This window comes from Longispora sp. NPDC051575 (genome assembly GCF_040681875.1).
Classification (GTDB): Bacteria; Actinomycetota; Actinomycetes; order Mycobacteriales; family Micromonosporaceae; genus Longispora.
In genome coordinates, this window is record NZ_JBFAZP010000011.1 from 306380 (window position 1) to 327209 (window position 20830).

23 protein-coding genes are annotated in these 20830 nt (G+C 69.8%); 11 read left to right on the plus strand and 12 right to left on the minus strand.

Going from position 1 to position 20830, the window contains the following annotated elements:
• Positions 1-102: a small membrane protein MtfM gene (gene mtfM, locus AB0M43_RS32460; protein WP_018347585.1), complete on the minus strand. Its 102-nt coding sequence runs from the start codon at positions 100-102 to the stop codon at positions 1-3.
• A 22-nt stretch (positions 103-124) separates the two neighbouring features.
• Here mtfM and AB0M43_RS32465 point away from each other — a divergent pair, with 22 nt between their 5' ends.
• Positions 125-487, plus strand: a complete 363-nt coding sequence (locus AB0M43_RS32465) for a DsrE family protein (protein ID WP_363729819.1) — start codon at positions 125-127, stop codon at positions 485-487.
• A 165-nt stretch (positions 488-652) separates the two neighbouring features.
• Here the strand turns inward: AB0M43_RS32465 and AB0M43_RS32470 are convergent, their stop codons facing one another.
• Positions 653-1540 (minus strand): SdrD B-like domain-containing protein, encoded by an 888-nt coding sequence (locus AB0M43_RS32470; RefSeq protein ID WP_363729821.1) that lies wholly within the window; start codon positions 1538-1540, stop codon positions 653-655.
• Positions 1541-1651: 111 nt separating this feature from the next.
• Complete coding sequence (locus tag AB0M43_RS32475; RefSeq protein WP_363729823.1) at positions 1652-2407, minus strand: hypothetical protein; 756 nt, start codon at positions 2405-2407, stop codon at positions 1652-1654.
• 296 nt (positions 2408-2703) lie between these two features.
• Here AB0M43_RS32475 and AB0M43_RS32480 point away from each other — a divergent pair, with 296 nt between their 5' ends.
• Positions 2704-3267, plus strand: coding sequence for an HD domain-containing protein (locus AB0M43_RS32480; protein ID WP_363729825.1), 564 nt, complete (start codon positions 2704-2706; stop codon positions 3265-3267).
• Here the strand turns inward: AB0M43_RS32480 and AB0M43_RS32485 are convergent.
• From AB0M43_RS32485 to AB0M43_RS32500, 4 genes are all read right to left on the minus strand, one after another.
• Positions 3255-3725, minus strand: coding sequence for an NUDIX domain-containing protein (locus AB0M43_RS32485; protein WP_363729827.1), 471 nt, complete (start codon positions 3723-3725; stop codon positions 3255-3257). The two genes, AB0M43_RS32480 and AB0M43_RS32485, sit on opposite strands and share 13 nt — an antisense overlap.
• A 354-nt stretch (positions 3726-4079) precedes the next feature.
• A complete protein-coding gene (locus AB0M43_RS32490) occupies positions 4080-4598 on the minus strand; it encodes a DUF6879 family protein (RefSeq protein ID WP_363729828.1) in 519 nt (172 codons plus the stop codon).
• Positions 4599-4769: 171 nt separating this feature from the next.
• Positions 4770-5876 (minus strand): lipase, encoded by a 1107-nt coding sequence (locus AB0M43_RS32495; protein WP_363729830.1) that lies wholly within the window; start codon positions 5874-5876, stop codon positions 4770-4772.
• A gap of 72 nt (positions 5877-5948) precedes the next feature.
• Positions 5949-7403 (minus strand): MFS transporter, encoded by a 1455-nt coding sequence (locus tag AB0M43_RS32500; RefSeq protein WP_363729833.1) that lies wholly within the window; start codon positions 7401-7403, stop codon positions 5949-5951.
• 118 nt (positions 7404-7521) lie between these two features.
• On the opposite strand from AB0M43_RS32500, the gene AB0M43_RS32505 reads away from it, so the two are divergent.
• Together AB0M43_RS32505 and AB0M43_RS32510 are read left to right on the plus strand one after the other, a co-directional pair.
• Positions 7522-8241, plus strand: coding sequence for a TetR/AcrR family transcriptional regulator (locus tag AB0M43_RS32505; RefSeq protein WP_363729835.1), 720 nt, complete (start codon positions 7522-7524; stop codon positions 8239-8241).
• A gap of 112 nt (positions 8242-8353) precedes the next feature.
• Positions 8354-9859: an Ig-like domain repeat protein gene (locus AB0M43_RS32510; RefSeq protein ID WP_363729838.1), complete on the plus strand. Its 1506-nt coding sequence runs from the start codon at positions 8354-8356 to the stop codon at positions 9857-9859.
• Between the two features lie 312 nt (positions 9860-10171).
• Here AB0M43_RS32510 and AB0M43_RS32515 read toward each other — a convergent pair whose 3' ends face one another.
• The 5 genes from AB0M43_RS32515 to AB0M43_RS32535 all read right to left on the minus strand — a co-directional run bounded on the left by AB0M43_RS32515 (position 10172) and on the right by AB0M43_RS32535 (position 13205).
• Positions 10172-10495 (minus strand): DUF1416 domain-containing protein, encoded by a 324-nt coding sequence (locus AB0M43_RS32515; protein WP_363729840.1) that lies wholly within the window; start codon positions 10493-10495, stop codon positions 10172-10174.
• Positions 10496-10497: 2 nt separating this feature from the next.
• Positions 10498-11337: a sulfurtransferase gene (locus AB0M43_RS32520; protein WP_363729843.1), complete on the minus strand. Its 840-nt coding sequence runs from the start codon at positions 11335-11337 to the stop codon at positions 10498-10500.
• A 164-nt stretch (positions 11338-11501) separates the two neighbouring features.
• Positions 11502-11576, minus strand: coding sequence for a putative leader peptide (locus AB0M43_RS32525; protein WP_363729929.1), 75 nt, complete (start codon positions 11574-11576; stop codon positions 11502-11504).
• Between the two features lie 51 nt (positions 11577-11627).
• Complete coding sequence (locus tag AB0M43_RS32530; RefSeq protein WP_363729845.1) at positions 11628-12353, minus strand: DUF2993 domain-containing protein; 726 nt, start codon at positions 12351-12353, stop codon at positions 11628-11630.
• A 36-nt stretch (positions 12354-12389) separates the two neighbouring features.
• Positions 12390-13205 carry a hypothetical protein gene (locus tag AB0M43_RS32535; protein ID WP_363729847.1) on the minus strand — a complete coding sequence of 272 codons (816 nt, stop codon included), beginning with the start codon at positions 13203-13205 and terminating at the stop codon, positions 12390-12392.
• A 168-nt stretch (positions 13206-13373) separates the two neighbouring features.
• Between AB0M43_RS32535 and AB0M43_RS32540 the strand changes: the two genes are divergently transcribed.
• The 7 genes from AB0M43_RS32540 (at position 13374) to pstB (ending at position 20579) form a co-directional block, all read left to right on the plus strand.
• A complete protein-coding gene (locus tag AB0M43_RS32540) occupies positions 13374-14078 on the plus strand; it encodes a response regulator transcription factor (RefSeq protein ID WP_363729850.1) in 705 nt (234 codons plus the stop codon).
• A complete protein-coding gene (mshD, locus tag AB0M43_RS32545) occupies positions 14075-14986 on the plus strand; it encodes a mycothiol synthase (RefSeq protein ID WP_363729852.1) in 912 nt (303 codons plus the stop codon). Before AB0M43_RS32540 ends, mshD begins: the two co-directional genes overlap by 4 nt.
• A gap of 42 nt (positions 14987-15028) precedes the next feature.
• Complete coding sequence (locus AB0M43_RS32550) at positions 15029-16507, plus strand: hypothetical protein (protein WP_363729854.1); 1479 nt, start codon at positions 15029-15031, stop codon at positions 16505-16507.
• 177 nt (positions 16508-16684) lie between these two features.
• Positions 16685-17788, plus strand: a complete 1104-nt coding sequence (gene pstS / locus AB0M43_RS32555; RefSeq protein ID WP_363729857.1) for a phosphate ABC transporter substrate-binding protein PstS — start codon at positions 16685-16687, stop codon at positions 17786-17788.
• Positions 17788-18753 carry a phosphate ABC transporter permease subunit PstC gene (gene pstC / locus AB0M43_RS32560; RefSeq protein ID WP_363729860.1) on the plus strand — a complete coding sequence of 322 codons (966 nt, stop codon included), beginning with the start codon at positions 17788-17790 and terminating at the stop codon, positions 18751-18753. The genes pstS and pstC overlap by 1 nt, the downstream gene beginning before the upstream one ends.
• The gene (pstA, locus tag AB0M43_RS32565) at positions 18753-19796 is read left to right on the plus strand and encodes a phosphate ABC transporter permease PstA (RefSeq protein WP_363729931.1); all 1044 of its coding nucleotides are present in this window, start codon (positions 18753-18755) and stop codon (positions 19794-19796) included. The genes pstC and pstA overlap by 1 nt, the downstream gene beginning before the upstream one ends.
• Before the next feature lie 6 nt (positions 19797-19802).
• Positions 19803-20579, plus strand: a complete 777-nt coding sequence (gene pstB / locus AB0M43_RS32570; protein WP_363729863.1) for a phosphate ABC transporter ATP-binding protein PstB — start codon at positions 19803-19805, stop codon at positions 20577-20579.
• Positions 20580-20830: the final 251 nt, after the last annotated feature.

The following is a 20830-nucleotide window of genomic DNA, read 5'->3' on the forward strand; positions in this document are numbered from 1 at the left end:
CTACCAGCGACTTCTCGCGACCCGCAACGCCAGGTAGCCGAGGCCACCGGCCAGCGCGCCGAAGCCCGCCACCAGCAGGCTGACAAACCCGATCTCGGTCACCGGAGAAGTCTAGACTGCCCGGATGGCTCGCTCACTGATTGTCAAGGTCACCGCCGGGTCGGACGCGCCGGAACGCTGCGCGCAGGCGTTCACCGTGGCCGCCACGGCCGTCGCCGCCGGGGCCCAGGTGTCGCTCTGGCTGACCGGCGAGGCCTCGTGGTTCGCGCTCCCGGACCGGGCCGCCACGTTCGAACTGCCGCACTCCGCGCCGCTCCCGGACCTGCTGGACGCCGTGCTGGCGGCCGGCACGGTGACGCTGTGCACCCAGTGCGCCGTCCGACGCGGCATAACGGAAAAAGACCTCATTCCGGGGGTACGCATCGCCGGCGCAGCCCTCTTCGTCGAGGAGTGCCTGACCGACAATGCCCAGGCCCTCGTCTACTAGCACGACGAAGGCCCCGGAGCACTCCTCCGGGGCCTTCCCCACTCGCAACTCCTGAACCTTCGCCAGGCGATCAGGCGCCCGTCCGGGACTCGACCCGAGCCGCGTCAGGCACTCGTCCAGCCTTTGGCCGTGTCAGACGTTCGTCCAGGCGTTGACCAGGCCGTGTCAGGCGCTGAACGTCCGGCGACGACGGGCCACGACGAACAGCACCGCGCCGAGCGCGAGGACGCCCGCCCCGGCACCGGCGACGAGTGCCGCGTTCGAGCCGGTCACCGGCAGCCCACCGGCGGCCGGGCTCGGCGAGGCCGACGGCGAGGGGGTCGGGGTGACCGCCACCTTGGTCGCGGCGATCGGCTGCTCGCCACCGCCGCCGTTGCCCACCACGCGCTCGATCTCCGGCTTGGTGACCTTCCACCCGGCCGGGCTGGTGAAGCGGACCAGGTACTCCCCGACCTGGAGGCCCTCGACCCGGTAGACGCCCTTGGTGTCGGTGACCCCGGTGTGCAGCACCTTCTTGTCCGTCGGATCGAGAACCTCGACCTTGACCCCGGGCACGGACTCGTCCTCGATCGTGTCCGTGTTGCCGTCGGCCTCGTGGTAGACCCGGACACCCACGTGGCCCTTCAGCCCGGTGATCCCCATCCGGGCCACGTCGATGTTGTCCTCGTCGTTGGCGTCCCCGCCGTCCGCGCCGAAGCCGATCGAGTGGTACACGATGCCGCCGTAGCCCTCGTCCACGATCTCACCATCGATCTTGATGACCCTGGTCTCCCCGGCCTTCAGCTCGAACGGCTTGTTCGACCACGGGGTCAGCCCCTTGAAGCCGGCCCCGTCGTCCCCGAGCACCTTGACATTGTGCGCGTCAGCCTTGCCGGCGTTCTTGACGGTGATGGTCTCCACGGCCTTGTCCCCGACCGCGACCAGGCGCTTGTCGAAGGAGACGGTGACCTGCACGTCGGGTAGTTCAGCGGCCTGGGCCGGCGCGGCGAGGCCGGCGACCAGCAGGGCGCCGAGTGTCACGGCGGCGGCCGTCGCCACGGTCTTGGTACGCAAAGGGGTCCCCCGGGGGTGCCATGGACGCGGACGTGTTCGCGCATCCAGGCGGGACCCTAGCCAAGAGTCCGCGTTCCCGCTGCCCCGTCATTCGTGAGCTGGCTCTCCCGCCTACTGGCAGTTAGAGACCGTGCGGGAGACGCTCACGCTGTCGGAGGTCACGGTCACCACGACACTCGCGGCGCCGTCGCGGAAGACGACCAGCTCCGGAGTACCCAGCAGAAGCTCTCGTCCTTCGAACTTCGCCGGCAGCGGCCCGGCCACCTTGCTCCGGGTCGTGGCGACGGTCGTGTCGACGCACCCGGCGCTGTGCGCGGCCCAGTCCAGCGGCTCGACGCCCAGCTTCGCGAACACGGCGGCCACCGGCGGGCGGTCGGGCTCCTCCTTGGTGCGGGTCGGCCCGTCCCCGGCCGGCCGGCAGCCCGTGGCGGCCAGCACCCGGACCTGCCCCGGCCCGGTCACGCTGCCGGTGACCCGGACGAACTCCCCTGCGTCCGCGTAGAGCGAGTCCCCGGTCACCGAGGCCCGGTACGCCTTCGGCAGCCGCGCCGCCAGCCCCGTGAGCAGCGCCTTCTCCTCACCGGCCGCCGTGTAGAGCTGGATGATCCGCTGGAAGCTGAGCCCGGCCCGCGCGACGGTGACATCACACGTGTCCCGCTGGTCGTACCCGCCGATCCGCACCGCCACCGGCCCGGCCGCGAGCACGACCGTCTCCGTCGCGCGGTCCACCACCGGCTGGGCCTGCGTGATCGTGCGCTGTTCCTTGACGGTCGGCTTACCGTTGGCGACGGCGTACAGCGCCGCGACGACGAGCACGACGCCCCATGCCACGCTGAACCACACGAGCCACCGACGCTGCTTGGTCATCCGCACATCGTGACAGGCCCCGTCAACATCCCCCACCAGCGGGTACGCGCCCCCGGCGACATGTCGCGACAGGTCACCCCGACACCACCCCGGGTAGCGGAGTACACGGGCACACTGGCGACGATCACCCCAAATGGGATACCCGAACCCAGCGTCTCCACCTCAGCGGGACGTCCGGGAGGTCACGCTGCGGGTAGGCGCAGGGGACGTCTTGGGACATCTGATGGCCCGTGCCTGGTCCTAGAATCCAGGACAACCGTCCGCCTCCGACAGGATTGGTCGTTAGCCTGCGAGGCATGACTGACCTGGTGAGCACGGCTCGTGCGCTTGCCGAGGCGAAGCTGGCCGACACCCTTCCGCGTCGCTGGAAGCACGTTCAGGCCGTCGCCGAGAAAGCCGAGCAGTTGTCCGATGCACTCGATGAGACCGCACGCCAGGTTCTCATCGCCGCCGCCTGGCTGCATGACATCGGCTACGCCCCCGACTTGGTCGAAACGGGCTTCCACCCCCTCGACGGTGCCCGGTGGCTGCGGGAGCAGGGGTTCGATGACCGGGTGGTCTGCCTCGTCGCGCACCACTCCTGCGCCCACGTCGAGGCGGAGGAACGCGGGCTCGCGGATGATCTGAAGTCGGAGTTCGTGCGGGAGCAGTCCCCGGTCGCCGACGAACTCTGGTACTGCGACATGACCACGGGCCCGGACGGCCAGAACTTCGACGTCGAGAGCCGCCTGGTCGAGATCCACTCCCGATACGGGCCCGAGCACATCGTCACCCGCTTCATCCAGCGGGCCCGCCCAGAGATCGTCACCACTGTCCGCCGGGTCGAGGACCGCCTGAGGCAGGCCGGTCACCCGATGTAGGGCCGCTGCCTGCGCTCGAAGCCGTGGTCGATCCGCAGGCGCATCGACGGGTTGATCTGGAGCCCGTCCAGCTCGCTCTGGGCCACCCAGCGAACTTCGGTGGACTCGTCGCTGGTCGCCAGTTCGCCGCCGACCGGGTTGGCCGTGAAGCAGATCGAGAACTGCTGACGAACCTCGCCATCGGAGTACTCCACGACGTGGTTCGGATTGGTGTAGATCCCCACCACTCCAGTGACCTCGACGTCGATTCCAGCCTCTTCCCTGGTCTCGCGCACCACGGTCTGCGCGATGTACTCCCCGAAGTCCTGCGCCCCGCCCGGCAACGCCCACAGGTCGTTGTCGCTACGCCTGATGAGCAGCACCCGCCCCTGGTCGTCGAGGACGAACGCGGTCACCGCCACCACGATGCTGTTCGCCTGCGGAGCGTCGGGGTCATTGAGGTGCTCTATCCGTGCCATACCGACACCTTGCCACTTTCTCCGGTCCACACGCTCTCGGAACTCGACCACACCCGGTCGAAGCTGTCCGAATAGGTGTCGAAGAGCGTCCCGCCGGACAGCCTGCACCCACCACGAGCGGCGCGCCCCGCTCACCGTGCTGGTCAGCGCCATGGCGGCCCTCGTCACGGTCGCGGCCGTGGCGCTGCCCTTCTTCAGCCGGCTCTAGACCCCTGGAGACCAGGGAGGCGGACCAGCCACGGAAGCGGCTCGCTAGAGACATCCCCGACAAGCCACTCAGACGGGTACCCGTCAGGAAAGGGTTTCCGGTCGCGGAGTCGAGAACCCAGCTCACTCTGCGCCTGTTTGGCGGAACTAGACGGGCGTGTACCCACGGTGAGGTACTGCCAACTTCCATGCGGCTTCGAAGGCGGACAGGCAGAGCCGCACGTCTGCGGGATCGGTGGAGACGAGCTTTTCGGCGGCCAGACCGCTTCCTGCGTAGATCAGGAACATGACTGTCCGATTGTCGAAGACGTAGAAGTCGTTGCCGGGGAACGCGATCGAGGACACGAGCCGTCGAGGAACCCACCGGATATCTTCCCCGGCATCGACCATCGGCTGGGCGATGCTGTGTGACCAGCGCTGATAGTCGCTCAACGGTTCAGACACGATGCGCGCCCGACGCATCGATTTCCCGGCGGCGCGCTTCCGCCGAAGGTTGGCGCACCAGTCCTGCAACCACTCCAGGTCGTCGTGCTCCCCGGCCGCCCACTTCGCCATGTGCGGCAGCTCGACCGTGGTGCCGTAGGCGTCCCGGGTTTCCAGGTGAATGAAATTGTCATCGAAGCCGGCAACAAGGTCGCCGAACTGCTCGTCGGTGATAGCGATCAACGATCCCCCAACCCGAAAACTCCCTGTCGTGGTTGCGGATTGTTGCGCATCGACAGTGTTCGGTCGCGAACGCCACGCGGTCAAGGAAGTTGCGAGGAGTTGCGAAACGGCTCGCCAGGGTCAACCCCGGCGAGCCGCTCGGACGGGTACCCGTCCAGGATCAGAGAACCCTCACGGGTGCCAGAACCGCACCTCGGAGTAGCACGCCGACGGCCCGTCCAGCAGCCGCCCGGACCCGCCCCGCAGATGCTGGTCCACGAACGCCGTCAGATACGCCTGACTGAGCCGGATCCCCCGCAGCGGATCGATCCCCAGCCCCGGGATCTCCACCCCGGCCTGCTGGATGAGCAACAGCTGATCGGTGAACATGTTGTGGTCCCCGCCGTCGACGGTGATCCACCGCTTCCAGCCGGTCATCCGCGGCCACTCGGTGTCCCAGGACCGGTCGTCGCCGGCGCCGGGCGCGTGCGAGGGCTCCCCGAACTGGAGGAACGGCCGGTCCAGGCCGGTGACGGGCAGGTAGTACGCGCCGTCGAGCATGGCCCCGGCGTCGATCCGGCGGTCGGCGAGCATGGCGGGCGCGGTGGCGGCGCCGCCGATGGAGTGGCCGATCATCGCGATCCGGCGGGCGTCGATCAGCCGGCCGCCGCCCCAGACGGGGCGCGGGCCGGTGAGCTGGTCGAGGACGAAGGACACGTCGGCGGCGCGGGCCGTGACGAGCTTCGGCCAGTCGCCGATGGCGCAGGCCGCGCACTCGGTGGTGTGCCCGTCGGGGAAGGTGATCGCGGTGGACTCGTAGTTGTGGCCGATGCCGGCGACGACGTAGCCCCCCTCGGCCTGGGCGGACAGCGTCTCGCGGGGCAGGGTGAAGCCGGGCGAGAGGATGACGAGCGGGGCCCTGCCGCCGAGGGCGGGGGCGTCCACTGTGGCGTGGGTGCGGACCTTGGTGAGCAGGTCCTCGGGGATGTCGGGGTTGCCGAAGCTGCGGACCATGAGCGCGGACTCCTGCGCCGTGAGGTACCGGGCGGGCCGGCTGCTCGCGGACCGCGCCGGGTACCACAGGGTGACCATGAGTTCGCGGCGTTCGGCGGGGACCCACGGGTCGGCGCGCGCGGGGTCGGTGAGGTGCAGGGTGTGCTGTCCGACCTTCCACGGGCCGGTGACGTGCGGCAGGGCCAGCTTGGGCCCCGCAGGAGGGGGCGTCGCGTGGGCCGCGGCGGCGGGGATCAGGGCGACCCCCGCGGCCACGGTGGCCGCCAGGACTCTCAGAGATCTCATGATCAGAGACTCCCCTGTGGACCACACAACGGACATAGGTGATCGCCCTGACTGAACCCTGACCTGCGTCACCTAGTGGGCCGGCTCCTCCCGGGCGCGCTTGGGCAGGAGGAAGACCAGGGCGAACGTCAGCGCGTAGAGGGCCATGCTGATCCAGAGCATGTTCTGGGTGACGTGCACGAAGTCCGTACCCGTCGGCTCGTGGCCCTTTCCGGTCAGGTCCTTGAAGAAGAGCGTGCCCAGCAGCGCCACGCCGATCGCACCGCCCAGTTGCTGGAACGCGTTGAGCACGCCGGACGCCGAGCCGACCTCGCGCTCGCTCACCCCGGCGAGGATGAAGTCGAACAGCGGCACCATGGCCAGGCCCATGCCGATCCCGCTGAGCAGGGTCGCGGGCAGGAAGTTCCACACGGTGACGGCGGTGCCGTAGTGCTGGAGGGTGAACCAGATCCCGACCTGACCGACACCCATCACGACCAGTCCGAGGTGTACGACCCGCCGCCCCATCCGGGGGGCCAGCACCGCCCCGGCCAGCACCGCGCCGATCGCGATCCCGAAGGACCACGGCGCCATGTTCAGGCCGGCCTTGAGGGGGCTGTAGCCCAGGCCGAACTGCGCGAACAGGCCGAAGATCAGCATGAAGCCGACCATGGCGGCGAAGAAGACCAGGAAGACCGCGAGGCCGCCGGTGAACGCGCGCTGCCGGAGCAGGGTGGGCTCGACGAGCGGGGAGTCCTTGCGGCGGCTCTGGTACCAGGTGAAGAGGGCGAAGATCGGCACGGACGAGGCCATCAGGACGTACATCCAGACCGGCCAGCCCTGCTCCTGGCCCTGGACCAGCGGGTAGATCAGGGCGAGGGAGCCGGCGGTGACGAGCAGCGCGCCGAGCAGGTCGAGGCGGGGCTTGTCGGGGGAGCCGCCCTCGGGCATGAACTTCCAGGCGGCGAGGAAGGCGACCAGGCCCAGCGGCACGTTGATCAGGAAGATCATCCGCCAGCCGGTGCCGAACCAGTCGGCGCTGATCAGGCTGCCGGCGAGGATGGGGCCGCAGACGGCGGACAGGCCCATGACCGGCCCGAACGCCCCGAACGCCGCGCCCATCTCCTTGGGCGGGAACACGGCCTTGATGACGCCGAGGCCCTGCGGAATCATGATCGCGCCGAGGGCGCCCTGGAGGACGCGGGCGACGATCAGCTGGCCCGGGGTCTGGCAGACGGCGCAGGCGACGGAGGCGAGGGTGAACCCGGCCGCGCCGAGCAGGAACATGCGTTTGCGGCCGAAGATGTCGCCGAGCCGGCCGCCGGTGATCAGCATGACGGCGAAGGCGAGCGTGTAGCCGGCGGCGATCCACTGGATGGTGGTGAACGTGCCGCCGACCGACCGTTGGATCGACGGTGCCGCCACATTGATGATCGTGGAGTCGAGCAGGTCCATGACCTCGGCGGCCAGGACCGTGGCCAGGACCAGCCACCGGTGCTTGTAGGGGGCCGCGCCGGTGTCGGCGGGGGCGGTCTGGGTGAGGGTCATCGGAGTCTCCGAACGCCGTTCGTAATCAACGAACACCGTTCTACATGTGGAACAGTGTTCGTGTCAAGAACATTGTTCGTCACACGAACGGCGTTCGTGATGGAGTACGCTGACCGGCATGACCCTTCCGGTACCCCCCTGGGAACAGCGCGCCCCCAAGCGCCGCCCGGCCAAGCTCCCGCTGAGCCGGGAGGCGATCCTGGCCGCCGCGTTCCGGATCCTGGACGCCGAGGGGCTCGACGCGGTCACGATGCGCCGGATCGCCGACGAGCTCGACACCGGCCCCGCGTCGCTGTACGCGCACGTGGCCAACAAGGACGAGCTGTACGCGCTGCTGCTCGACCAGGCGGCCGGCGAGATGCGGCTGTCCGAGCCCAGCGCCGAGCACTGGCAGGACCGGGCCAAGGAGTTCATCCGCGAGTTGGAGCGGGTGCTCGTCAGCCACAAGGACCTCGGCCGGGCGGCACTCGCCCGCATCCCGACCGGGCCGAACTCGCTGGCGGCCTCCGAGGCGCTGCTCGCGCTCCTGCGGGCCGGCGGCGTGCCCGACCAGGACTGCGCGTGGGCGGCGGACATCCTCTCGCTGTACGCGGTCGCGCACGCCTACGAGAACGGCCTGCACCTGCTCCAGGCGGGTGGGGAAGAAGCGGGAATCGCATACGTGGCGGCTATCGGTCAGTATTTCCGCCAGTTGCCGACTGACCGCTTTCCCAATATTGTCGAGCTGGCCGGACTATTGACTACCGGCGACGGCGACGTGCGATTCGAATTCGGACTCGACCTGCTGATCCGTGGCCTGGCCTCCCGTGCGGCGGACGCGAAACGCGACCACGGATAGCTTTCAGCGTCAAGTGTTCCGACACAATTCCGATCAGGATTTGCGCTGGCGGTACGCGACACGATAAATCTCCTGCGAGCATTACTCTCCCCCTCGATCGCAGGGATGTCGCATGACCACTCAGAAAGTACGAATCCGTCGCGCCGTGCGCACCGCAGCCCTCTGCGCGGTCGCCCTGGTCGCCGTCACCCCGGGGTCGGCGCTCGCCGACTGGGAGGACGAGTACAGCTACGCCAACGACGCTCTCCTGGCCGCCGACATCGCGTACGCGGACGCCCAGGCCGAGGAAGCCCCGGCCGGATTCGCGGCCCGCTCCCTGGCCGCCGCCGGTGTGCTCTCCGCGCACGCCGCCGCGCCCGCCAAGCTCTGGTACAACGGCGTCGAGGTCACCAGCGGCTTCTACGCCAGCAGCGGCGACCCGGCCGTGCCGCGCTACTCCGCCGTGATGTGCGGCATCTACTCGGCCGAGGGCATCCCGGCGGGCGGCGACGCCACCGGGCTGTTCACGATGCCGACCAGCCACACCCGGGCGGACCCGTGCGGCCCCGGCGGGCGTCGGGTCGGCTCCAGCCACATCACCAGCGGCTCCGAGGTGACCCCGGACAGCCCGGACGGGCAGATCGTGTCCACGTTCCCCAACAAGCCGGCCAACGGCCTCTGGGGCCTCTACGCGGTCGCCATCGGCCCCAACAACACCGTCTCCGAGCTGCCGACCGAGGTCGACACCGTCCTCGGCATCGACAAGGTCGCCCCGACCGTGTCGCTGACCGCCCCGGCGACCGGCTTCCACGCCACCACGGCGACCGTCGCGCTGACCTTCACGGCGGCCGACCAGCCGACCCTGTCGGGCGTCGCGGCCACCGAGTGCCGCAACACGCTGCCCGCCGAGACCGCGTGGGCCCCGTGCGCCAGCGGCGCGCCGTTCGCGCTGTCCGCCGGTAACGGCCCGAAGCGGATCGAGCTGCGGGTCACCGACGCGGCCGGCAACACCGCCAGCACCGCCGTCGAGGGCGACGCGACGTTCAGCAACGAGACCACCCTCGCCCTGACCGGCGCGCCGACCGTCTACGGCGCGGCCGCCACCCTGACCGCGACCGTCAGCTCCGCCGGCCCGGTCGCGACCGGCACCGTCACGTTCTCCGAGGGCTCGACCATCCTGGGCACCGGGACGCTCAACGGCACCGGCCAGGCCAGCATCTCCGTGAACACGCTGTCCGTGGGCAGCCACGCGGTGACCGCCACCTACGCGGGCGACGCGACGCACTCGGGCAGCACCGGCACGTACACCCAGGTCGTCTCGAAGGCCGGCTCCAAGCTGGTCGCCGAGGGCGCGCACCTGCGGATCGCGCAGCTGAGCGTCACGTTCTCCGCGCGGCTGACCGCCGGCGACGGTTCGCCGCTGGCCGGTAAGACCGTCTCGATGGCCCGCAACGGCATCGTCTACTGCACCGCGGTCACCGACGCGAACGGCGAGGCGGCGTGCAGCACCCGGCGGCTCACGGTCGAGCTGCTGGCCTGGGTGATCCTGGGCGGCAAGTACGACGCGACCTACGCCGGTGACGCCAACCGCACGGGGTCGAGCGACCGCTCGGACCGCGCGTGGCTGAGCCTCTGCTAGTTCGTCCGGTACGGCGAAGCGCCCGGCTCCCTCACAGGGGGGCCGGGCGCTTTTCCGTCGCCACGCAACAGGACCAGACCTCGACGGGTACTGGTCGGAGCGGGCGCGCTTCGGGTCCGGCGGCCGGGTTGGGCGGGCTGGGCTCGGGCCGGGTGGGCGCGCTGGGCTCGGGCCGGGCGGCCGGGCTGGTGGGGCCCGCCGTCCCTGGGATCGGGGCTCGCCTGGCCGGGTGCGGGTATGAAAAAGGGAGTCGGTGCGCCGCCCGCGTACCGACTCCCTTTTCTTACCGGCCCGATAGGCGGGCCGGTAAACCTATGCGACCTTGACGGTCACCTGGGACACGCCCCGGTCGACAGCGACGACGGCGTCGCCGTTGCCGGCCCGGGACAGTGCCCGCAGAGTCCACGTGCCCGGCGCGGCGAAGAAGCGGAACACGCCCTCCGCCGACGTCACGACCTCGGCCGTGAACTCACCCGTGGCGTCGAGCAGGCGCACGTACGCGCCCGGGACCGGCTGGTCGCCCGCCAGCACGACGCCGGAGACCACGGTCTCCTTCTCCAGGTCCACACTGGCCGGGATCGGTGCCGCCTGGTCGGGGGCAGCGCAGCTCGCGGCGGAAACAGTCGCAGTAGCCATGTCTACTTACCTCCAGGGTTGTCGCCGAGGGCGACGGGGACGCCCACCAGCGAGCCGTACTCGGTCCAGGATCCGTCGTAGTTCTTCACGTTCTGCTGCCCGAGCAGCTCCTTCAGCACGAACCAGGTGTGCGAGGAGCGCTCGCCGATCCGGCAGTACGCGATGGTCGGCTTGTCCTCGAGATCCGCGTAGAGCGCCTGCAGCTCCGCGTCGGACTTGAAGGTGCCGTCCTCGTTGGCCGCCTTCGACCACGGGACGCTGATGGCGGTCGGGATGTGACCGGCGCGCTGCGACTGCTCCTGCGGCAGGTGCGCGGGGGCGAGGAGCCGGCCCGCGTACTCGTCGGGGCTGCGCACGTCGACCAGGTTCGCGACGCCGATCGCGTCGAGCACCTCGTCGCGGAACGCGCGGATCGACAGGTCCTGCGGCTGGGCCGCGTACTCGGTCGGCTTGCGGTCCGCCACCTCGGTGGTGAGGGCCCGACCGTCGAGCTCCCACTTCTTGCGGCCGCCGTCGAGCAGCTTGACGTCGCCGTGGCCGTACAGCTTGAAGTACCAGTACGCGTAGGCGGCGAACCAGTTGTTGTTGCCGCCGTACAGGATCACGGTGTCGTCGTTGCTGATGCCCTTGGCGGACAGCAGCTCGGAGAACTGGTTCTGGTCGACGAAGTCGCGGCGGACCTGGTCCTGCAGCTCGGTCTTCCAGTCCAGCCGGACGGCGCCGGGGATGTGCCCGGTGGCGTACGCGGCGGTGTCCTCGTCGACCTCGACGAACACGAGGCCGGACTGGTCGAGGTTCTGCTCCGCCCACTCGGCGGAGACGAGCGCGGTGTCGCGGCTCATAGAGTTGCCCCTTTTGTGCATAGAAAAGACGGTGTGGGGATGCGACGCCATGACCGAACTCTGCCGGAATACAGAGTTCAGCTGCACAGAAGAACAACGGAGATCTGGCCGGAACGGCCGGGGCTCACAGCTTCAGGGGCGCCGCGTCGAAGAGACGGGTCTACTCAGCCCTGACGACACAGTGCGGCGGCGACTCGACACAAGTCGATCGCCCGGCGCTTCGTGAGCCGCATAGCCATAGTCAGGGACCTTAGCAGGGGCGGCCAATCAACTGAAGGGTGAGTCGGATCTCAGCCCGACAATGGCACGTTGAGTGCGCTCGCGTGCACTGTGAGTCCTTCGTTCCCCGTCTCGATCTTCTCGAGCTTCAGGTCGTAGGGCAGGGTCGGCAGCGCGATGTCCTGGGACAACCGGGTGGCCAGCGCCCGCAGCAGCGGCTGCGCGGCCGGGGGCAGCCCGCCGCCGTCGGCCTGGAAGTCGGTGACCGTGAGCCGGACCCGGCCGTTCTCCAGGGCCACCGTGCCGGTCGCGACGACCCGGAAGGTCTGGCCGGCGACCCGGAACGGGGTACGCAGCTTGAGCTGACCGTTCTCGGCGGTGATCGTCAGGTCGGCCTGCTGGAGGAGGCCCGCGATGGACGAGTACGGCACGGTGCCGGTGCCGGTGACCTTCGCGGCGGTCACCTCGCCCGTACCGGACGCCAGGGCGGACACGTCGGCCTTCACCCCGGTCGCGCGGACCGTGAGGTCGGTGAGCGCCACCCCCTGGGACTTCAGCCCGGCGGCGTGCACCTCCACCGCGTCGAACTCGCCGCCCACGGCCTGGGTGAGGAAGGGGAAGCCCTCGATCGTGGCGTCCGGCTTGCCCGTGGCCGTGATCTCACGGCTCTTGAGCTGCTCGGCGACCTTGTCGGCCAGCACGTTCTCCGCGACCATGGCCAGCACCCGGTCGGCGGCCACGAGGGCGATGCCGAGGATCACGACGACGATCACCACGACCTTCGCCCACTTGGGCATGGTCCGACGCTCGCCTGGCCGATGACTCTTCACGGATTAGACCCCTTGGATCAGAACGCTCGCCACGTACGCCACGGGGATGGCCACCGCGAAAGCGGTCACCGGCCCCCGCGCCGAGGCTAGCCAGTTCGTCCACTCACTGCCACTCTCGTCCCCTTCGAAGTACGCGACCGCCAGGTCGGCGAGCACGGCGGCACCCGCCGTGACGACGCCCATCAGGACGGCGTGCAGCACCGGCAGGTCCGTCCGCAGCTGCGCGGCGGCCACCGCGACCCCGACCCCGGCCGCGATGCCCAGCAGCAGGCCCAGGATCGGGCGGGGCACGTCGGGGGCCAGGCGCGGGCCGACCGGCACGATGTCGACGATCCGGGCGACCGCCACCGCGGCGCCGGCCGCGAGCAGGCACACGCCCAGGGTGCGGGCGCCGCTGTCCTGTCGAATGAGGACCAACGCGACCGGGAACCCCACGACCAGCACGTTCAGGGCCAGGTTCGACGCGAACGCCTCGGTGAGCCGGGACCGGCCGTCGCGCCGGGCGAGCTGGCCGAAGACGGCGAGCAGGAAGCCGCTGGCGAGCGCGTAGGCCACCGGGGCCAGGGAGGTGCTCGTCCACAGCACCGCGCCGAGGTCGGCCAGCGCGCCGACGAGCAGCGCCACGCCGCCCACGAAGGGCCAGCCGGCCGGCCGGGTCGCCTTGAGCCAGGTGGCCACGCAGAGGGCCTGGACGGCGAGCAGGACCCCGGCGTACACCCAGTGGTCCTGGCGGGCGCCGGCGAGCAGCAGGCCGGTGAGGAGCACGGCGATCCCGGCCAGCACGAGGGACCGGAGCTTGTACACCGGGACCTTGCGCACCTCGCCGGAGGCCAACGCCTCGCGCCTGGCCTGCCGCGATGTGTGGCGGCCGGCACGACGCGGCGGTTCGTTCAAGGCTATGTCAGGGGCGGTCACCTTGTTATTCTCGTTGCATCCGCCCGCCACTGCAGCCGGGGTAGCGTTTTATTGCGCCCGGAGGTGACGAACGTGGAGATTCTGGTCCTGACGACCGCCCAGCTTCCCGTGCTGCCCGCCCTCGACCTTCTCCCGCACACGATCCGGGTGGCCGAACGCGACGTCCGGGCGCTGATGTCCGGTCCGAGCCCCGACGCCGTGCTCGTCGACGCGCGGCGCGAGCTGGCCGACGCCCGTTCGACCTGCCGGCTGCTGCACGCCACCGGCCTGGGCGTCCCGATGCTCGCCGTGGTGGAGGAGGCCGGCCTGATCGCCGTCTCCGCCGACTGGGGCCTCGACGACCTGCTGCTCGCCTCCGCCGGCCCGGCCGAGGTCGAGGCCCGGTTGCGGCTCGCGGTGGGCCGGCTCGGCGGCGTCGCCCCCGGCGAGGGGCTGATCAAGGCCGGCGAGCTGACGATCGACCCGGACACGTACGCGGCGAAGTTGAAGGGCCGGCCGCTCGACCTCACGTACAAGGAGTTCGAGCTGCTCAAGTTCCTCGCCCAGCACCAGGGCCGGGTGTTCACCCGCGACCAGCTGCTCCGCGAGGTCTGGGGCTACGACTACTTCGGCGGCACCCGCACGGTGGACGTGCACGTCCGCCGGCTACGCGCCAAACTCGGCAGCGAATACGAGTCGATGATCGGCACCGTGCGCCAGGTCGGCTACAAGTTCGTCACCCCGCCGTCGAGCCGCGAACAGGTCAAGGCACCGGAGCCGGTTACCGTTGCCCGGTGATCGTTGTAACGCGCGAGGCGCGGCTCACGCCTGACCAGGTCGACGAGGTGCTGGCGCTCGCGTCGACCGCCGGCAACACCGACGGGGCGTACCCCCTGTCGGAGCATGTCGTCCTTCAGATCAAATCGGGCGCGCCCGGCCAGCACGCGCTGGTCCGGGCGGGCGCGGACCTGGCCGGCTACGCCCACGTCGACACCTCCGACCCGGTCGACGGGCCGGCCGCCGAGCTGGTCGTGCACCCACAGCACCGGCGGCGCGGGCACGGCCGCCGGCTGGTCGACGCCGTGGTGGCCATCGCGGAGGAGGCCGACCCGAAAGGCCGGCTGCGGTTGTGGGCGCACGGCGACCACCCGTCGGCCAGTGCCCTGGCGATCCGGCTCGGCTTCGCCCGGTACCGGTCGCTGTGGCAGATGCGCCGTTCGCTGTACGCGCCGATCGAGGCCCCGCAGCTGCCCGAGGGGGTGGAGCTCCGGGCCTTCGAGCCGGGCCGCGACGAGGACGCGTGGTTGAGGGTCAACGCGCGCGCGTTCGCCCACCACCCGGAGCAGGGCAAGCTGACCCGCGCGGACCTCGACCTGCGGATGGCCGAGCCGTGGTTCTCCCCGGCCGGTTTCCTGCTCGCGGTGCGCGGCGGGGAATTGCTCGCCTACCACTGGACAAAGGTGCACACCGACGGAAAAGAACCGATCGGAGAGGTGTACGTGGTGGGCGTCGACCCCGATGCCCAGGGCCTCGGACTCGGCAGGGCGGTCACGGTGGCCGGATTGCGCCATCTCAGGGATCTTGGTCTATCTCAAACAATGCTTTACGTGGACGAGGACAACCCGAACGCCGTGAAGCTGTACGAAAAACTGGGCTTTTCCCGTTGGACGGTCGACGTCGGTTTCCAACGCATTACAAACACGTGATGTCCCTTCCACTGCCCTCCGGTTACGGCCAGTATCAATCCCATGCTGGAGGGGTCGCCGCCTGAGGAGTACGTGGACTTCGTCTCCACGCACGTGGGGCAACTGCGTCACGCCGCGACCGCCTACGTCGGCCACGACCAACAGACCGAGTCGGCGCTCCGCGAGGCCCTCGGCGCGCTGGCCACCCGGTGGAAGAAGCTCACGGAAGGCCAACGGCTGCCGTTCGTGACCCACCGGCTGGAGCAGAACCTCCAGGAGTGGCGCGACGACCCGCACGGCGGGCACCTGAACATCGACGCGACCGGCGGCGAACCGGTGCAGGTCGGCCTGCGCGGCCGGTCCTGGGTGCAGACCCCGGAGCAGTTGGCCGCCGCCGCGTGGGCCGGCGCGGGCCTGATCCGCCGGCGCCGGTTGCTGATCGGGGGCGGGGCGGTGGCCCTGGTCGGGCTGTTCGCCGCGAGCAGCCAGATCACCACCACCCCGGCCCCCGAGTCGACCGTCGAACCGCCGCCCACCTCGCTGCCCAAGGTCGTCTCGTTCGTACCCGAGCCGGCCGAGCTGTCGGTGCTGCCCCGCCGGTCCAGCCCGCTGCCCACCCAGCTCAAGCCGCCGGCCGAGACGCCGACGCTGGCCAGCCGGCCGACGCCCCGGGCGCTGGCCCTGGTCGCCAACGACATCGGCGTGTACGCGCTGGGCGCCGACGGCGAGTACCGGCTCATCCAGTTCCTCGACCCGTCCATCCCCGGCTGGGTGCAGCCCAGTTCCCTGTCCGCCGACGGCACCCGGGCCGCGTTCGGCCAGCGGGGCGTGATCTTCGTGGCGGACATGCCGACCGGGGTGGTCCGCCGGTTCGAGGTCCGGGGCTTCCACGCCCAGTTGACCTGGCTGCCGGACGGCCGGCTGCTCAGCGCGGACGGCGCCCGGTCCCGGGTGTTCGACCCGACGGCGGTCGTGGCCCGCCCGGTCGCGTACGACGTGTCTTCGGTGGCGGTCGGTTCCGGCCCGGATCTCGTGGTGCTGGACCACACGATCGGGGGCAAGGCGCCGTCGATCTCGGTCTGGCCGGCGAGCGCCACCGAGGCCGAGCCGCCCAGCTCCGAGTTGGCCCCGCTGCCCACCGGCGCGCCGCGCCAGGTCACCGCCATCGCCGTGAACGACGGGTTGCAGTGGGTCGGGTTCTGGGAGGGCACGGCGTGGCTGCGCGGGGACCTGATCGTGCGCGCGGCCAACGCGGGCTCGATGCGGGTACCGGCGAAGAAGGGTTTCGGCACTCCGCAGTTCGCCACGGTCGTCGTCGACCGGTCCGGCAAGGTGCGCGGAGTGCTCGTCCAGCAGCTTCTGAACAGTTCCATTCCATCGGCGCCGATCGTTCTCGGCTGGCTCGCGGACGGCGTCGTACTCGTCCGTCTGGGGGATCCCAGCTATCGGCCGTTGGTCGCATGGGACGTGGCTTCCGGCAAGTTGTCCCTGGTCAGCGGCTCGCACTCGGCCGACAGGGTTTCAGTTCCGTCGTTGTCCTGACCTGTCACCCGTGACCTCGTTAACGTGACATACATCTCGCCAACAGCACGGCGTCACCCTGAGCGCTAGACCTGTTCACTCTTCGTTCACCCGACTTCGGGGAACCCGCAACCTGGCGCTCTTAACGTCCCAGGCATCCGGTGAGTAAGCCGGCTCCCTGCGTTGAGAGGTACCGAAGTGAAGCTCCAGCGGCTCGGCATGATCGCCGGCGTAGGCCTGACGGCGACGCTAGCGCTGACGGCATGTGGTTCGGACAACACCCCGACTCCCGGTGCCAGCAACTCCACGGCCGCCACCAAGATCGAGTGTGCGACCGGCTCGCTCGCCGTGGCTGGCTCCTCCGCGCAGAAGAACGCGATGGCGGAGTGGATCAAGAACTACACCACCGCCTGCCCCGGCGGGAGGATCGAGTACAACGGCAACGGCTCCGGCGCCGGCATCCAGGGCTTCACCGCCAAGACCGCCGACTTCGCCGGCTCCGACTCGGCCCTCAAGGACACCGAGCAGGGCCCGGCCGACGCCCGCTGCGCCACCGGCAAGGCCGTCAACCTCCCGATGGTCACCGGCCCGATCGCGATCGTCTTCAAGGTCGAGGGTGTCGACAACCTGTCCCTGAAGCCGGCCACCATCGCCGGGATCTACTCGGGCAAGATCTCGAAGTGGAACGACCCGCTCATCGCGGCCGACAACGCGGGCGTCAAGCTCCCGGAGACCGCGATCCAGTCCGTGCACCGCTCGGACAGCTCGGGCACCACGGACAACTTCACCGACTACCTGACCTCGGCGGCCAAGGACGCGTGGACCTTCGGCAAGGCCAAGGAGTGGAAGGCCCCGGGCGGCGTCGGCTCCAAGGGTTCCGACGGCGTCGCGGCTGACGTCGCGAAGACCTCCGGCTCCATCGGCTACGTCGAGCTGTCGTACGCGGAGTCGGCCGGCCTGAAGATCGCCAAGGTCTACAACGCGTCCGGCGCGGCCGTCGCGCTCACCCCGGAGGCCGCCGCGGCGACCGTCGCGAGCGCCAAGGTCACCGGCACGGGCGACGACCTGAAGCTGAAGATCGACTACAACACGACCGAGGCGAAGGCGTACCCGCTGGTCCTGGTGACCTACGAGATCGTCTGCACCGCGGGCAACACCGACAAGGCCCCGCTGATCAAGTCCTTCCTGACCTACACCTCCAGCAAGGACGGTCAGGCCGTACTCACCAAGCTGGGCTACGCCCCGCTGGACGAGACGGTCCGGGCCAAGGTCGCAGCGGTCGCGGCGAAGATCGCAGCCTAATGCTGCCGAGTACGACCACCGAGCCCGTCGCCGGGGAGCTTCTCCCCCGGCGGCGGCGCTTCGGCGCGGAGACCATCTTCCGGTGGCTGACCACCGGCGCGGGCGTCACCGTCCTGGTGATCATCGTGGCCATCGCGACGTTCCTGATCGTGAAGGCCATCCCCGCCCTGAACGCGAACAAGGAAAACTTCCTCACCTACGAGGGCTGGTTCCCCAACGACGCGAGCCCCAAGTTCGGCATCGCGTCCCTCGCGTTCGGCACTGTGCTGTCCGCGACGATCGCGCTGCTGCTCGCGGTGCCGGTCGCACTCGGGATCGCCCTCTTCCTGTCGCACTACGCTCCGCGCCGGGTGGCCACGGCGCTCGGTTTCGTGATCGACCTGCTCGCCGCGGTACCCAGCATCGTGTTCGGTCTCTGGGGCCGGGAGTACCTGGTCGGTCCCGTCGCCGAACTGTCGACCTGGCTGAACCAGAACCTGGGCTGGCTGCCGATCTTCGGCGGCGACGGCCCGTTCGGCAAGTCGGTGCTGCTCGGCTCGGTCGTGCTCGCCATCATGGTGCTGCCGATCATCACCTCGCTCTCCCGCGAGGTGTTCATGCAGACCCCCACCGCGAACGAAGAGGCGGCCATCGCCCTCGGCGCGACCAAGTGGGAGATGATCCGCACCTCCGTCCTCCCCTACGGCCGCCCCGGCATCATCGCGGCCGTCCTGCTCGGCCTCGGCCGGGCGCTCGGCGAGACCATCGCCCTGGCGATGACCCTCGGCGCGGGCTTCCTCATCTCGTTCAACCTGATCGAGGTCGGCGGCAACTCGATCGCCGCCAACATCGCCAACGGCTTCGGTGAGGCGGGCGAGATCGGTCGCGGCGCGCTCATCGCGTCCGGCCTGGTGCTGTTCACCATCACCCTGATCGTCAACATGACCGCCCGGATCATCGTGTACCGGCGGAGGGAGTTCCGGTGATGGTCGCACTCACCGCACGCAGGTTGCCCCGGTTCGCCCCGGTCGGCATCGGTGCGGCCGCCGTGGTCGTGGCCGCCGTGCTCTGCTTCGGGCTGGGCCTGGGCGGCGTGGTCCTGATGGGCCTGTTCAGCGCGGTCCTGTTCGTCGTCGGCCTCTACATCGCGACCCGGATCGTCGAGGGCCCCCGGGCCGCGCGGAACCGGGTGGCCACGTCGTTCATCTACGGCGCGTTCCTGCTGGCCCTGATCCCGCTGGTCTCCGTCATCGTCACGGTGCTGACCAAGGGCACGGCCCGGCTGGACGGCAACTTCTTCGGCACCTCGATGAACCTGATCACGGCACGCGACGCGCACGGCGGGGCGTACCACGCGATCATCGGGACCCTGGAGCAGGTGGCCATCGCGGTGGTGATCGCGGTGCCGCTGGGCATCCTCGGCGCGGTCTACATCGTCGAGTACGGCCGGGGCAAGCTCGCCAAGGCCATCCAGTTCTTCGTGGACGTCATGACCGGCATCCCGTCGATCGTGGCCGGCCTGTTCATCCTGGCCTTCTGGGTCATGGTGATCACCCCGATGTTCTCGGCCGACGGCCGCCCGGTGCTCTCCGGCTTCGCGGCCTCCCTGGCGCTGGCGGTGCTGATGCTCCCGACCGTGGTCCGGTCGACGGAGGAGATGCTGCGCCTGGTGCCGAACGAGCTCCGCGAGGGCTCGTACGCGCTGGGCATCCCGAAGTGGAAGACGATCACCAAGATCGTGCTCCCGACCGCCGCCCCCGGCATCGTCACCGGCGTCATGCTGGCGATCGCCCGGGCCGCCGGTGAGACCGCCCCGGTGCTGCTCGTGGCCGGTGCGAGCAAGGCGATCAACTTCGACCCGTTCTCCAGCCAGTCCTCCCTGGCGCTCTACGTGTACGACCAGGCCACCGACTCCTCCAAGTTCGCCCCCGGGCGGGCCTGGACCGCGGCGCTCACCCTGATCGTCATTGTTCTGACCCTGACCGTCGCGGCCAAGCTCCTGGCACGCCGCAGCAAGCTCTCGAGGTGACCTGAGATGGCCAAGCGCATCGAAGCGGCCGGAGTGACCGCGTACTACGGAGCATTCAAGGCGATCGACAGCGTCAGCATGACGATCGAGCCCAAGTCGGTGACGGCGCTCATCGGGCCCTCCGGCTGCGGAAAGTCCACGTTCCTGCGGTCCATCAACCGCATGCACGAGGTACTGCCGGGCGCGCGCGTCGAGGGCAAACTGACGGTCGACCACCAGGACGTGTACGGCCGCGACGTCGACGTCACCGCCGTGCGCCGCATGATCGGCATGGTGTTCCAGCGCCCCAACCCGTTCCCCACGATGTCGATCATGGACAACGTGGTGGCCGGGCTGCGGCTCAACGGGGTGCGCGGCAAGGCCACCCTGGAGGAGGCCGCCGAGAAGGCACTGCGCGGGGCCAACCTGTGGAACGAGGTCAAGGACCGGCTCAAGAAGCCCGGCGGCGGGCTGTCCGGCGGTCAGCAGCAGCGGCTGTGCATCGCCCGGACCATCGCCGTCGAGCCGCAGATCGTGCTCATGGACGAGCCGTGTTCGGCCCTCGACCCGATCTCCACCCTCGCGATCGAGGACCTGATCTCGCAGCTCAAGGACCGCTACACCATCGTGATCGTCACGCACAACATGCAGCAGGCGGCGCGGGTGTCGGACCGGACGGCGTTCTTCTCCATCGAGAAGACGGGCGACCCGGGCCGGCTGGTCGAGTACGACGACACGCAGAAGATCTTCACGAACCCGACCGAGCGCAAGACCGAGGACTACATCACGGGCCGGTTCGGGTAGACGGAACAGCCCGTTGGGGCCTGTGCGGACACGTCAGTGTCCGCGCAGGCCCTGCGCTGTCTACGCGGACGCCATCAGCCCAGGAAACACAACCCGGCCGAAGGTGGATTCGCGAACAGACCCGAGTCGAGATGTACCCGATGGCATTCGTTCCAAGGGACTGCCCCCGGTTTGGTTGACTCGCGGGGTTAGCGGTGTTCAGGCCGGTTGAGTGGCCTTGTGTAGTGTCTCAAACTCGATCGGGGTGAGTC

Excerpts from the sequence above, each read along its gene's own strand:
- AB0M43_RS32465 (WP_363729819.1), top strand. The coding sequence starts at position 125 with ATGGCTCGCTCACTGATTGTCAAGGTCACCGCCGGGTCGGACGCGCCG.
- AB0M43_RS32475 (WP_363729823.1), bottom strand. The coding sequence starts at position 2,407 with ATGACCAAGCAGCGTCGGTGGCTCGTGTGGTTCAGCGTGGCATGGGGC.
- AB0M43_RS32480 (WP_363729825.1), top strand. The coding sequence starts at position 2,704 with ATGACTGACCTGGTGAGCACGGCTCGTGCGCTTGCCGAGGCGAAGCTG.
- AB0M43_RS32485 (WP_363729827.1), bottom strand. The coding sequence starts at position 3,725 with ATGGCACGGATAGAGCACCTCAATGACCCCGACGCTCCGCAGGCGAAC.
- AB0M43_RS32495 (WP_363729830.1), bottom strand. The coding sequence starts at position 5,876 with ATGAGATCTCTGAGAGTCCTGGCGGCCACCGTGGCCGCGGGGGTCGCC.
- AB0M43_RS32500 (WP_363729833.1), bottom strand. The coding sequence starts at position 7,403 with ATGACCCTCACCCAGACCGCCCCCGCCGACACCGGCGCGGCCCCCTAC.
- AB0M43_RS32505 (WP_363729835.1), top strand. The coding sequence starts at position 7,522 with ATGACCCTTCCGGTACCCCCCTGGGAACAGCGCGCCCCCAAGCGCCGC.
- AB0M43_RS32510 (WP_363729838.1), top strand. The coding sequence starts at position 8,354 with ATGACCACTCAGAAAGTACGAATCCGTCGCGCCGTGCGCACCGCAGCC.
- AB0M43_RS32515 (WP_363729840.1), bottom strand. The coding sequence starts at position 10,495 with ATGGCTACTGCGACTGTTTCCGCCGCGAGCTGCGCTGCCCCCGACCAG.
- AB0M43_RS32520 (WP_363729843.1), bottom strand. The coding sequence starts at position 11,337 with ATGAGCCGCGACACCGCGCTCGTCTCCGCCGAGTGGGCGGAGCAGAAC.
- AB0M43_RS32530 (WP_363729845.1), bottom strand. The coding sequence starts at position 12,353 with ATGCCCAAGTGGGCGAAGGTCGTGGTGATCGTCGTCGTGATCCTCGGC.
- AB0M43_RS32550 (WP_363729854.1), top strand. The coding sequence starts at position 15,029 with ATGCTGGAGGGGTCGCCGCCTGAGGAGTACGTGGACTTCGTCTCCACG.
- pstC (WP_363729860.1), top strand. The coding sequence starts at position 17,788 with ATGCTGCCGAGTACGACCACCGAGCCCGTCGCCGGGGAGCTTCTCCCC.
- pstA (WP_363729931.1), top strand. The coding sequence starts at position 18,753 with ATGGTCGCACTCACCGCACGCAGGTTGCCCCGGTTCGCCCCGGTCGGC.
- pstB (WP_363729863.1), top strand. The coding sequence starts at position 19,803 with ATGGCCAAGCGCATCGAAGCGGCCGGAGTGACCGCGTACTACGGAGCA.